The following is an 11,919-nucleotide window of genomic DNA, read 5'->3' as shown; positions in this document are numbered from 1 at the left end:
CACTCAGAACCCTGTAGGAGCTGCCGCAGGCTGCGATCTTTTGACTTTGGCTTTTCAAGATCAAAAGATCGCAGCCTGCGGCAGCTCCTACAGGGCGGATTGCGGCGTGTCACCGTTTCCCGCCACACCTTTACTTGTCCCCACGCCCTCACCCGTGTAGAAAGCCCTTCCACAAAATTCTGCACAAGGACTTTCGATGAAGGCGTTGCCATGGCTCTATCTGGCACTTCTCAGCCTCGGTTATGGATTGGCGCTGAGCTTTGGCCAACTCGGCTGGCTGGCGCTGATCTCCTTCGGACTGTTGCTGGTGGCCGGTTTCGCCGTGCGCCAACAACAGGTGCCGGTGGCGCGCCTATTGGGGCATGCCGTGTTCATCTTCCTCGCGCTGTCGCTGGCGCTGCACTGGTTGCCAGGATTCGCCAACGGCCGGGCCATCGCCCCGCTGCGTTTCACCGACAACGCCGTGCCGTTTTCGATGTACCTGAATCTGGACAAACCCCTGATCGGCTTCTGGCTGTTGCTCGCCTGCCCGTGGATTGTCGCGGCACGCTCGCTGCGTCTGACAGTGTTCGCCAGCGCCCTAGGGCTGACGTTGAGCGCCGTAATGGCGCTGGGTGGAGCGCTTCTGTTCGGCATGATTGCCTGGGCGCCGAAGTGGCCCGATCAGGCGTGGCTGTGGCTGCTGAACAATCTGCTGTTGGTGACGCTGGTCGAGGAAGCGCTGTTTCGCGGCTATATACAGGGCGGTTTGAGCCGCCTGTTCAAGCACCTGCCTTACGGCGAAAACCTCGCCCTGCTGCTGGCCTCGCTGATCTTTGCCTTGGCGCATGTGGGCGCAGGCTGGCACTGGGTGCTGCTGGCAGGTCTGGCGGGGGTCGGCTATGGTCTGGCCTACCGTTTTGGTGGGCTGGCGGCGGCGATCGCCACGCATTTCGGGCTGAACCTGCTGCATTTTGCGCTGTTCACCTATCCGATGCTGGCCGGTTGAAGCAAGGGCGGTTTTGCGACGCCGTACTTATATCTGAAAAAAAACTTCAATAATTTCCTGTCAGCGCCGACAACCTTTCAAAGCCTTGCGGATTGAAAAACCATGCGTAACAACCAGCCCATTACACAACGCGAACGGACTTTCCCGGCTCAGCAGCGGTTGATTTCCACAACCGACGCCAAGGGCGTGATCACCTACTGCAACGACGCTTTCGTCGAAATCAGCGGGTTTTCGCGTGAAGAACTGATCCGTGCGCCGCACAACCTGGTCCGTCATCCTGACGTGCCGGCCGCGGTGTTTTCGCACATGTGGGGCACACTGAAACAAGGCTTGCCATGGATGGGCATTGTCAAGAATCGCTGCAAATCCGGTGACCATTACTGGGTGAACGCCTACGTGACACCGGTGTTCGACGGTAATCAGGTGGTCGGTTACGAGTCGGTGCGGATCAAACCCACCGCCGAACAGATCCGCCGTGCCGAAGCGCTCTACCAACGCATCAACCAGGGCAAGTCGGCGATCCCTTCCAGCGACAAATGGCTGCCGGTGCTGCAGGACTGGCTGCCGTTCATTCTGGTCAGCCAGCTGAGCTTCGTGATCGGCGCGACGCTGAACTCGCACTGGGGCTTTGCCCTCGCGGCCGGTTTGTCGGTACCACTGGGCCTGATGGGCCTGCAATGGCAGCAACGCGGGCTCAAGCGCCTGCTGCGCCTGGCCGAGCAGACCACCTCCGACCCGCTGATCGCGCAGATGTACACCGACAGCCGTGGCGCGCAGGCGCGTCTGGAAATGTCGATCCTCAGCCAGGAAGCGCGCCTGAAAACCTGCCTGACCCGTCTGCAGGACACCGCCGAGCACCTGACCGATCAGGCCAAACAGTCCGACGCCCTGGCGCACAACAGCTCCAGCGGTCTGGAGCGCCAGCGCGTGGAAACCGAACAGGTCGCCACCGCCGTCAACCAGATGGCCGCCACCACCCAGGAAGTGGCCAGCCACGTACAGCGCACTGCTGACGCGACGCAAGAAGCCAACCGCCTGACCGGTCGCGGTCGCGACATCGCCGGGGAAACCCGCGAAGCCATCCAGCGCCTGTCGGTTGTCGTCGGGGAAACCGGCCTGACCGTGACCCAATTGGCCAAGGACAGCGACGAAATCGGCGGCGTGGTCGACGTGATCAAAGGCATCGCCGACCAGACCAACCTGCTCGCCCTCAACGCCGCCATCGAAGCGGCACGTGCCGGCGAGATGGGCCGTGGGTTTGCCGTGGTCGCCGATGAAGTCCGCCAACTGGCGCAACGCACCAGCGAATCCACCGGCCAGATCCACGCCCTGATCGCCAAGCTGCAACAGACCGCCTCCAGCGCCGTACAAACCATGGAAGCCGGCCATCGCCAGGCGGAAGAAGGTGTGGCACGGGTTCTGGAAGCAGACCAGGCACTGGTCGGCATCAGCGAAGCGGTAGCCAACATCACCGACATGACCACCCAGATCGCCGCCGCGACCGAAGAGCAAAGTGCCGTGGCTGAAGAGATCAGCCGCAACATCAGCAACATTTCGGAACTGGCGGACCAGACCTCGGAACAGGCGCATAACTCGGCGCTGCTGAGTGAAGAGCTGACCAAGACGGCCAACACGCAGTATTCGTTGGTGGAGCGGTTTAACCGCTGAAAGCAAGATCGCCGCTTCATCTGAAAACCCGGACAGCGAAAGCTTCCGGGTTTTTTATTGCGGTGCTACCTGTCAGATCTGACAGTAGACGCCCACCTGTTCGAGCGGGTATCAAGAGAAACCGTAAATGCAGTCGGTTGTAACACCTCCTCTTACTCGAAAAGGCAGGTTTAACAATGACCACTCACGCTATTTTTCTTCCAAAAAGGCCACTGGTGCGCGTTGACCAATTTGAATGGAGATTGGGCGGCAAACGGAAAACAGCAGAATTCAGCTCCTTCTATCAAGAGGAGTTTTTGGGCAAGTTGTATTGGGCCATAAGTGGTGGAACAGGGAATTTCGACGATGAAAACTATTTTGCTTTCTCGATGACTCTGCCCTACCGATCTGATGAGACTCTCACAGGTGTTTATGACCTCAAAAAAGGGCTGACATGTGTACATAGCCATTGGATCCCTGCGCCACCGGGGTTCATCGGAATGGCTACGGTAGACGCCGACTCGGCGACCCTTAGCATCAAATATGACCCTGAAACAGACATCGCGACGGGATCATTCGAGGCCTTGTTCAAAAGTCATCGCTATCGTCTGATGCCCAAGGGGACTTTCACCATGACCCGGGTGAGACCGACTGAAGCTGGCTCACTGCAACTCCGGGCAAGCCCACCTCAACGTCCGTTGAAAGAATGAATTCGTGCAGGCGCTGCCGCAGGCTGCGATCCTTTGACTTTTAAAGCCCGGACGGCGAAAGCGTCCGGGCTTTTTATTGCCAGCCTGAAACTCATGGTGCCTGGCAGACCGCTTTCGCGAGCAAGCATGCTCCCACAGTGGGATCAGGTCTCATCAGTCAGAGATTGGTCGGCTGTCAGGCCGCCATCGCTGGCAAGCCAGCTCCCACAGTGGGATCAGGTCTCATCAGTTAGAGATTGGTCGGCTGTCAGGCCGCCATCGCTGGCAAGCCAGCTCCCACAGTGGGATCAGGTCTCATCAGTTAGAGATTGGTCGGCTGTCAGGCCGCCATCGCTGGCAAGCCAGCTCCCACAGTGGGATCAGGTCTCATCAGTTAGAGATTGGTCGGCTGTCAGGCCGCCATCGCTGGCAAGCCAGCTCCCACAGTGGGATCAGGTCTCATCAGTTAGAGATTGGTCGGCTGTCAGGCCGCCATCACCAGCAGGCTGGCTCCCACACAAGAGCAAGAACAGAACCCGCACCGCTCTTGCTCCTCACCACTCAACACGATGAGCGTTAGCTCGAGTACCGCTTTTGATCTTGATCCGCGGGCGACGTCGGAAGGCGGAGTGGAGGGATTGATCCGGGGGTGGGAGCGCAGCGACCGTTTGGCGCAGCCAAACACAGCGAGAGGAGGTGCAGCGAAGCAAACCGTAGGCGCTGCGCCCCGGATCGATCCCGCAGCGAAGGAACCCCGAGCCTCAGCGAGCGGGCCGGACGTAGGAGCAAGACCTTTTGGTTACTTTTGGGGCGTTTGCCAAAAGTGACCCGCCGTAAGGGCGGAACCCTAAGCAGCCATAACCGCAGCAACGGATATACACCCCAAAACCAAACCTCAACGAAGAAACCCGGCAACCTTCTCCACCGCCGAAGCCAAATGATCCGAATGCGTAAACCCGGAAACCTTCAACGGCTTCAAATCATGATCTCCAGAGGCCAGCCAAAACACCTCAATACCCGGCGATAGATCGTAAGCCTCGACAGCCTCCCGATTGCCAAGCGCATCCCGCGCCCCCTGAACAATCAACGTCCGAGTCCGCAAAGCAGCCAAATGCTCAACCCGAGGTTTCTCCGGTTTCCCCACCGCATAAAACGGATATCCAAGACAGACAAGCGCATCAGCCCCCAACTCATCGGCCAAGAGACTGGCCATCCGCCCGCCCATGGACTTACCACCGATGGCCAAAGTCCCAGCGACATGACGTCGCACCTCAGCGAATACTTCGCGCCAGCACTCAAGCAGTTTCGGCGCCGGATTCGGTGGACGTTTACTGCCATCAACCCGCCGCTGCGCCATATAAGGAAACTCAAACCGCAACACGTTCACGCCCAATCCAGCAAGGCGCCCAGCCATATTCGTCATCCAGTCACTGTCCATCGGCGCACCCGCCCCATGGGCCAGGATCAATGTCGCCGAAGCCTCGCCCGACGCTGCATCCCAAAGCCACCCGTGATCCCGCACGCACTGCGCCCATTGATCCCCGTCAATACTGGCCTTGTGCTGTTTGTCCATGCTTGCCTCGCTTTTAGTCTGCCTATAACTCCAGACGAAGGATTCGCGGCGTTCTCGCGCGCGCTCACTTCGGCTGAACCGTGGATGGGGAACCATGAACACTTCTATCAGTACCGCCTACAACTACAAGGTGGTCCGCCAATTCGCCATTATGACGGTGGTGTGGGGCATCGTCGGCATGGGCCTCGGGGTTTTTCTCGCGGCCCAATTGGTCTGGCCTGAACTCAACTTCAATTTGCCCTGGACCAGTTTCGGCCGTCTGCGCCCGCTGCACACCAACGCGGTGATCTTCGCCTTCGGTGGCTGTGCGCTGTTCGCCAGTTCGTTCTATTCGGTGCAGCGCACCTGCCAGACGCAATTGTTCGCGCCGAAAATCGCCGCGTTCTGCTTCTGGGGCTGGCAACTGGTGATCCTGCTGGCAGCCATCAGCCTGCCACTGGGTTACACCAGTTCCAAGGAATACGCCGAGCTGGAATGGCCGATCGACATCCTGATCACCATCGTCTGGGTCGCCTACGCCATCGTGTTCTTCGGCACGATCATGCAGCGCAAAACCAAGCACATCTACGTCGGCAACTGGTTCTTCGGCGCGTTCATCATCACCGTGGCGATTCTGCACATCGTCAACAACCTTGAGTTGCCGGTGAGCCTGACCAAGTCCTACTCGGTGTACGCCGGTGCGACCGACGCGATGGTGCAATGGTGGTACGGCCACAACGCCGTAGGCTTTTTCCTCACCGCCGGTTTCCTCGGGATGATGTACTACTTCGTGCCGAAACAGGCCGAACGTCCGGTGTATTCGTATCGCCTGTCGATCGTGCACTTCTGGGCGCTGATCACCCTGTACATCTGGGCCGGCCCGCACCACCTGCACTACACCGCGCTGCCAGACTGGGCGCAGTCGCTGGGCATGGTGATGTCGCTGATTCTGCTGGCACCGAGCTGGGGCGGCATGATCAACGGCATGATGACCCTCTCGGGCGCCTGGCATAAGTTGCGCAGCGACCCGATCCTGCGCTTCCTCGTGGTGTCGCTGGCGTTCTACGGCATGTCGACCTTCGAAGGTCCGATGATGGCGATCAAGACCGTCAACGCCCTCTCCCACTACACCGACTGGACCATCGGCCACGTACACGCCGGCGCGCTCGGCTGGGTGGCGATGATTTCCATCGGCGCGCTGTACCACATGATCCCGAAAGTCTTCGGCAAAGAGCAGATGCACAGCATCGGCCTGATCAACGCGCATTTCTGGCTCGCGACCATCGGCACCGTGCTCTACATCGCCTCGATGTGGGTCAACGGCATCGCCCAGGGCCTGATGTGGCGCGCAGTCAACGAGGACGGCACGCTGACCTACTCCTTCGTCGAAACCCTGGTGGCCAGCCACCCAGGCTTCATCGTGCGTCTGGTGGGTGGGGCGATCTTCCTCAGCGGCATGTTCCTGATGGCTTACAACACCTGGCGCACCGTGCGGGCCTCGCAGCCTGCTGACGTCGTTGCTGCCGCGCAGATGGCCTGAGGAGTCCGCCATGAAACACGAAACGATTGAAAAGAACGTCGGCCTGCTGATGCTGCTGATGGTGTTTGCCGTGAGCATCGGCGGCCTGACCCAGATCGTCCCGCTGTTCTTCCAGGACGTCACCAACAAACCGGTGGAGGGCATGAAGCCCTACACCGCGCTGCAACTGGAAGGCCGCGACATCTATATCCGCGAAGGCTGCGTCGGTTGCCATTCGCAGATGATTCGCCCGTTCCGCGCCGAAACCGAACGCTACGGGCACTACTCGGTGGCCGGTGAGAGCGTGTGGGATCACCCGTTCCTGTGGGGCTCCAAGCGTACCGGTCCGGACCTGGCCCGGGTCGGCGCGCGTTACTCGGATGACTGGCACCGTGCGCACTTGTACAACCCGCGCAACGTGGTACCCGAGTCGAAAATGCCGGCCTACCCGTGGCTGGTGACGCAAGCGGTCGACAGCAGCCACACTGAAACCAAGCTCAAGACCATGCGCACCCTCGGCGTGCCGTACACCGACGATGACATCAGCGGCGCGGTTGCCAGCCTCAAGGGCAAGACCGAGATGGACGCCCTCGTCTCCTACCTGCAAGTGCTTGGCACTGCGATCAAGAGCAAGAGGTGAGCCATGGTCATTGAAATGAGCACAGGCCTCATACGTGGCCTTGGCACGGTCGTGGTGTTCGTCGCCTTCGTTGGTCTGACCTTGTGGGTATTCAATCGCAAGCGCACCCCGGAGTTTGCCGAAGCACGTCTGCTGCCGTTCGCCGACGAGCCGCAACCCGACACTACCCCCGCATCTGAAACAAGGAGTACCCGGCCATGACCACCTTCTGGAGTACGTGGATCTGCGTACTGACCATCGGCAGCCTGATCGGCCTGACCTGGCTGCTGATCGGCACCCGCCGGGGCGAGACCAAGGGCAGCGTCGACCAGACCATGGGCCACAGCTTCGACGGCATCGAGGAGTACGACAACCCGCTGCCGCAATGGTGGTTCATGCTGTTCGCCGGCACGCTGGTGTTTTCCGTGGGCTATCTGATCCTCTATCCGGGTCTGGGCAACTGGAAAGGCATCCTGCCCGGCTACGAGGACGGCTGGACCGGTGTCCACGAGTGGGAAAAGGAAATGAGCAAGGCCGACGCCAAATTCGGGCCGATCTTCGCCAAGTTCGCCGCCATGCCGGTGGAAGAAGTGGCGAAGGATCCGCAGGCGCTGAAAATGGGTGGCCGACTGTTCGCCTCCAACTGCTCGGTGTGCCACGGTTCCGATGCCAAGGGCGCGTTCGGTTTCCCCAACCTGGCGGACAAGGACTGGCGCTGGGGCGGCAGTGCCGAGACCATCAAGACCACCATCATGGGTGGGCGGATGGCGGCGATGCCGGCCTGGGGCGAAGTGCTCGGCGAGACCGGGGTGAAGAACGTCGCGGCGTATGTGCGTCACGAACTGGCCGGCCTGCCGCTGCCGGCCGACAGCAAGGCTGACCTGCAGGCCGGACAGCAAGCGTTCAGCACCACCTGCGTAGCCTGTCATGGGGCAACCGGCCAAGGCACTGAAGCCATGGGTGCGCCGAACCTGACGCACCCGGCCGGATTTATCTACGGCACCAGTCTGACGCAGCTTGAGCAGACCATTCGCCATGGTCGCCAAGGCCACATGCCGGCGCAGAACGAACTGCTGGGCAACGATAAAGTGCAATTGCTGGCCGCTTATGTGTACAGCCTGTCGCACGGATTGAATACAGAAAAACTTATTACTGAAGACAACAAGCAATAAGCATTGCGTACACCTCTGCCGCATCGTTCTCGATGCGGCAGCATCCCGCCCCTTTGCGACGCATTGTCGCACCCCGTCACACCCTCTCCTTTCGAATCCTCCGATTCGGGTCTACGCTTGCTCGATGCGGACTGGCCCGTGCCGGTTCCAGGTCGACCTTGAGCGATGTGTTCGACAAATCGCCTGACTGACAGGGCGCAAAGCCCGGTAGATACCGGCTGTCGCGTCGATGACCGTCCGTCACCCGATCACTGCGTTCGAACACACCTCGTTACAACCGACCTGAACCCCTCGCTTTTTTCGTCCGCTGCGACATTTTGTCCGAGGCCGATTTTGTCCTTACGCGGCGTATGGAAAGGCCGCAGAATCAGCGTTGGAAAGCATTGACCCAGGTCATGGCGCGTTGCAATGACCCCCTGCTCTCTGCATACTTGCGGCCGATTTTAATCCTAATAAAACACCCAAACCGTGGAACCTTAGAATGAGCACAGCAATCAGTCCGACTGCTTATAACTATAAGGTAGTCCGCCAGTTCGCCATCATGACGGTGGTCTGGGGGATCCTTGGCATGGGGCTCGGTGTCTTCATCGCCTCGCAACTGGTCTGGCCGGAATTGAACTTCGGTCTGCCGTGGACGAGCTTTGGACGCCTGCGCCCGTTGCACACAAACCTGGTGATTTTCGCCTTTGGTGGTTGTGCACTGTTTGCCACTTCCTACTATGTCGTGCAGCGAACCTGCCAGACGCGACTGATCTCCGACAGCCTCGCCGCCTTCACCTTCTGGGGCTGGCAGGCAGTTATCGTCGGCGCAATCATTACCTTGCCGCTGGGCTACACCACCACCAAGGAATACGCCGAACTGGAATGGCCGCTCGCCATTCTGCTGGCCATTGTCTGGGTCTCCTACGGGCTGGTGTTCTTCGGCACCATCACCAAGCGCAAGACCAAGCATATCTATGTCGGTAACTGGTTCTACGGCGCGTTCATCGTCGTGACCGCAATGCTGCACATCGTCAACCACGCCTCCTTGCCGGTGAGTTTCTTCAAGTCCTACTCCGCCTACTCGGGCGCGACCGACGCGATGATCCAGTGGTGGTACGGCCACAACGCCGTGGGCTTCTTCCTGACCACCGGCTTCCTCGGGATGATGTACTACTTCGTGCCGAAACAGGCCGAACGTCCGATCTACTCCTATCGCCTGTCGATCGTGCACTTCTGGGCGCTGATCACCCTGTATATCTGGGCCGGCCCGCACCACCTGCACTACACCGCATTGCCGGATTGGGCACAGTCGCTGGGCATGGCGATGTCGATCATCCTGCTGGCGCCAAGCTGGGGCGGCATGATCAACGGCATGATGACCCTGTCGGGCGCCTGGCATAAGCTGCGCACCGACCCGATCCTGCGTTTCCTCGTGGTATCGCTGGCGTTCTACGGCATGTCGACCTTCGAAGGTCCGATGATGGCGATCAAGACCGTCAACTCGCTCTCGCACTACACCGACTGGACCATCGGCCACGTACACGCCGGCGCGCTCGGCTGGGTAGCGATGATCTCGATCGGCGCGATCTACCACATGATCCCGAAACTGTTCGGCCGTGCACAAATGCACAGCGTCGGCCTGATCAACGCGCACTTCTGGCTCGCGACCATCGGTACCGTGCTGTACATCGCCTCGATGTGGGTCAACGGCATCACTCAGGGCCTGATGTGGCGTGCAATCAACGATGACGGCACCCTCACCTACTCGTTCGTCGAAGCGCTGCAGGCCAGCCACCCGGGCTACATCGTCCGTGCCCTGGGCGGTGCATTCTTCGCCAGCGGCATGTTCCTGATGGCTTACAACGTCTGGCGCACCGTGCGCGCCTCGAACCCGGTTGAAGCCGAAGCCGCCGCCCAGATCGCTGTCGTTGGAGCTCACTGATGAAGCATGAAGCTGTCGAGAAGAATATTGGCCTGCTGGCCTTCTTCATGGTTATCGCCGTCAGCATTGGCGGCCTGACCCAAATCGTTCCGCTGTTCTTCCAGGACGTCACCAACAAGCCGGTCGAAGGCATGAAGCCGCGCTCGGCACTGGAACTGGAAGGCCGCGACGTCTACATCGCCAACGGTTGTGTCGGCTGCCACTCGCAGATGATCCGTCCGTTCCGCGCCGAAACCGAACGCTACGGCCACTACTCGGTCGCCGGTGAAAGCGTCTGGGATCACCCGTTCCTGTGGGGTTCCAAACGTACCGGTCCGGATCTGGCTCGCGTGGGCGGTCGTTACTCCGATGACTGGCAGCGTGCGCACCTGTACAACCCGCGCAACGTGGTGCCTGAGTCGAAAATGCCGGCTTACCCGTTCCTCGTGGAAAACAAGCTCGACGGCAAAGACACGGCCAGGAAAATGGAAGTGTTGCGCACGCTCGGCGTCCCTTACACCGACGAAGACATCGCCGGTGCAAAAGAGGCCGTGAAGGGCAAAACCGAAATGGACGCGCTGGTGGCCTACCTTCAGGGCCTGGGCACCATCATCAAAAGCAAACGGTGATTCTTTATGGATATCGGGATGATTCGCGGCCTGGGCACCGTTGTCGTGATGGTGGCCTTCATCGGTCTGGCGTTGTGGGTATTCAGCCCCAAGCGCAAGTCGGAGTTTGAAGACGCAACCTTGCTGCCTTTTGCGGATGATCCCGAAGCCATCAAGCACGTCGAGCAAGCTTCTAGGAGTAACAAAGAATGACTACATTCTGGAGTCTGTACGTCACAGTCCTCAGTCTCGGTACGATCTTTTCCCTGACCTGGCTGCTGCTGTCGACCCGCAAGGGCCAGCGCAGTGAGCAGACGGAAGAGACCGTGGGCCACTCCTTCGACGGGATCGAGGAGTACGACAACCCACTGCCGAAATGGTGGTTCATGCTGTTCGTGGGCACCATCGTCTTCGCCCTCGGTTATCTGGTGCTGTACCCGGGTCTGGGCAACTGGAAAGGCCTGTTGCCGGGCTACAACTACCTTGATAACGACAAGCAGACCGCGTTCGCCAACGGCCAGACCGGCTGGACCGGCGTGCACGAGTGGGAAAAGGAAATGGCCCGCTCGGACGCCAAGTTCGGTCCGATCTTCGCCAAGTTCGCGGCGATGCCGATCGAGGAAGTCGCCAAGGATCCACAAGCACTGAAGATGGGTGGCCGTCTGTTCGCTTCCAACTGCTCGGTGTGCCACGGCTCCGACGCCAAAGGCGCCTATGGCTTCCCGAACCTGACCGACGCCGACTGGCGCTGGGGCGGCGAGCCGGAAACCATCAAGACCACCATCATGGGCGGTCGTCACGCGGTGATGCCGGCCTGGGCCGACGTCATTGGCGAGCAAGGCGTCGCCGACGTCGCAGCCTTCGTGGTCACTCAACTTGATGGCCGCAAACTGCCGGAAGGCACCAAGGCTGACCCGGCCAACGGCCAGAAACTGTTCGCCGCCAACTGCGTGGCCTGCCACGGACCGGAAGGCAAAGGCACCCCGGCGATGGGCGCACCGAACCTGACCCACCCGGCCGCGTTCATCTACGGTTCAAGCTTCGCCCAACTGCAACAGACCATCCGTTACGGCCGTCAGGGCCAGATGCCTGCGCAGGAACAACTGCAAGGCAACGATAAGGTGCACTTGCTGGCGGCGTATGTTTACAGCCTGTCCCACGGTGAAAAACCCGCTGAAGCCGAGGCCCAATAAGGCCAACGCCTGACGCAAAATAAAGCCCC

12 protein-coding genes are annotated in these 11,919 nt (G+C 60.1%); 11 read left to right on the top strand and 1 reads right to left on the bottom strand.

Annotated elements, in window-relative coordinates; genetic code table 11:
* The first annotated feature begins 196 nt into the window (after positions 1 to 196).
* The 3 genes from AC193Q_RS02110 (at position 197) to AC193Q_RS02100 (ending at position 3,345) form a co-directional block, all read left to right on the top strand.
* Positions 197 to 988, top strand: coding sequence for a lysostaphin resistance A-like protein (locus tag AC193Q_RS02110; RefSeq protein ID WP_483879085.1), 792 nt, complete (start codon positions 197 to 199; stop codon positions 986 to 988).
* A 102-nt stretch (positions 989 to 1,090) separates the two neighbouring features.
* Positions 1,091 to 2,656, top strand: a complete 1,566-nt coding sequence (locus AC193Q_RS02105; protein WP_003223402.1) for a methyl-accepting chemotaxis protein — start codon at positions 1,091 to 1,093, stop codon at positions 2,654 to 2,656.
* A gap of 176 nt (positions 2,657 to 2,832) precedes the next feature.
* Positions 2,833 to 3,345 (top strand): hypothetical protein, encoded by a 513-nt coding sequence (locus AC193Q_RS02100; RefSeq protein ID WP_483879084.1) that lies wholly within the window; start codon positions 2,833 to 2,835, stop codon positions 3,343 to 3,345.
* 874 nt (positions 3,346 to 4,219) lie between these two features.
* Here the strand turns inward: AC193Q_RS02100 and AC193Q_RS02095 are convergent.
* Entirely contained in the window at positions 4,220 to 4,897 is a 678-nt protein-coding gene (locus AC193Q_RS02095) for an alpha/beta family hydrolase (protein ID WP_483879083.1), read from the bottom strand.
* Positions 4,898 to 4,991: 94 nt separating this feature from the next.
* On the opposite strand from AC193Q_RS02095, the gene ccoN (AC193Q_RS02090) reads away from it, so the two are divergent.
* The 8 genes from ccoN (AC193Q_RS02090) to ccoP (AC193Q_RS02055) all read left to right on the top strand — a co-directional run bounded on the left by ccoN (AC193Q_RS02090) (position 4,992) and on the right by ccoP (AC193Q_RS02055) (position 11,890).
* The gene (gene ccoN, locus AC193Q_RS02090; protein WP_047293096.1) at positions 4,992 to 6,416 is read left to right on the top strand and encodes a cytochrome-c oxidase, cbb3-type subunit I; all 1,425 of its coding nucleotides are present in this window, start codon (positions 4,992 to 4,994) and stop codon (positions 6,414 to 6,416) included.
* A 10-nt stretch (positions 6,417 to 6,426) separates the two neighbouring features.
* A complete protein-coding gene (gene ccoO, locus AC193Q_RS02085) occupies positions 6,427 to 7,035 on the top strand; it encodes a cytochrome-c oxidase, cbb3-type subunit II (protein WP_003223389.1) in 609 nt (202 codons plus the stop codon).
* 3 nt (positions 7,036 to 7,038) lie between these two features.
* Complete coding sequence (locus AC193Q_RS02080; RefSeq protein ID WP_041067875.1) at positions 7,039 to 7,236, top strand: cbb3-type cytochrome oxidase subunit 3; 198 nt, start codon at positions 7,039 to 7,041, stop codon at positions 7,234 to 7,236.
* Positions 7,233 to 8,186, top strand: coding sequence for a cytochrome-c oxidase, cbb3-type subunit III (gene ccoP, locus AC193Q_RS02075; RefSeq protein ID WP_041067872.1), 954 nt, complete (start codon positions 7,233 to 7,235; stop codon positions 8,184 to 8,186). Before AC193Q_RS02080 ends, ccoP (AC193Q_RS02075) begins: the two co-directional genes overlap by 4 nt.
* Positions 8,187 to 8,667: 481 nt before the next feature.
* Positions 8,668 to 10,110: a cytochrome-c oxidase, cbb3-type subunit I gene (gene ccoN, locus AC193Q_RS02070; protein WP_047293093.1), complete on the top strand. Its 1,443-nt coding sequence runs from the start codon at positions 8,668 to 8,670 to the stop codon at positions 10,108 to 10,110.
* Positions 10,110 to 10,718, top strand: coding sequence for a cytochrome-c oxidase, cbb3-type subunit II (gene ccoO / locus AC193Q_RS02065; RefSeq protein WP_041067866.1), 609 nt, complete (start codon positions 10,110 to 10,112; stop codon positions 10,716 to 10,718). Before ccoN (AC193Q_RS02070) ends, ccoO (AC193Q_RS02065) begins: the two co-directional genes overlap by 1 nt.
* A gap of 6 nt (positions 10,719 to 10,724) precedes the next feature.
* A complete protein-coding gene (locus AC193Q_RS02060) occupies positions 10,725 to 10,910 on the top strand; it encodes a CcoQ/FixQ family Cbb3-type cytochrome c oxidase assembly chaperone (RefSeq protein WP_003175465.1) in 186 nt (61 codons plus the stop codon).
* Positions 10,907 to 11,890, top strand: coding sequence for a cytochrome-c oxidase, cbb3-type subunit III (ccoP, locus tag AC193Q_RS02055; protein WP_047293090.1), 984 nt, complete (start codon positions 10,907 to 10,909; stop codon positions 11,888 to 11,890). The genes AC193Q_RS02060 and ccoP (AC193Q_RS02055) overlap by 4 nt, the downstream gene beginning before the upstream one ends.
* Positions 11,891 to 11,919 lie beyond the last annotated feature (29 nt).

It is taken from the genome of Pseudomonas sp. F2 (genome assembly GCF_057174385.1).
The sequence above is the reverse complement of the archived record's forward strand: the minus strand, read 5'-3'. Positions and strand labels throughout refer to the sequence as shown.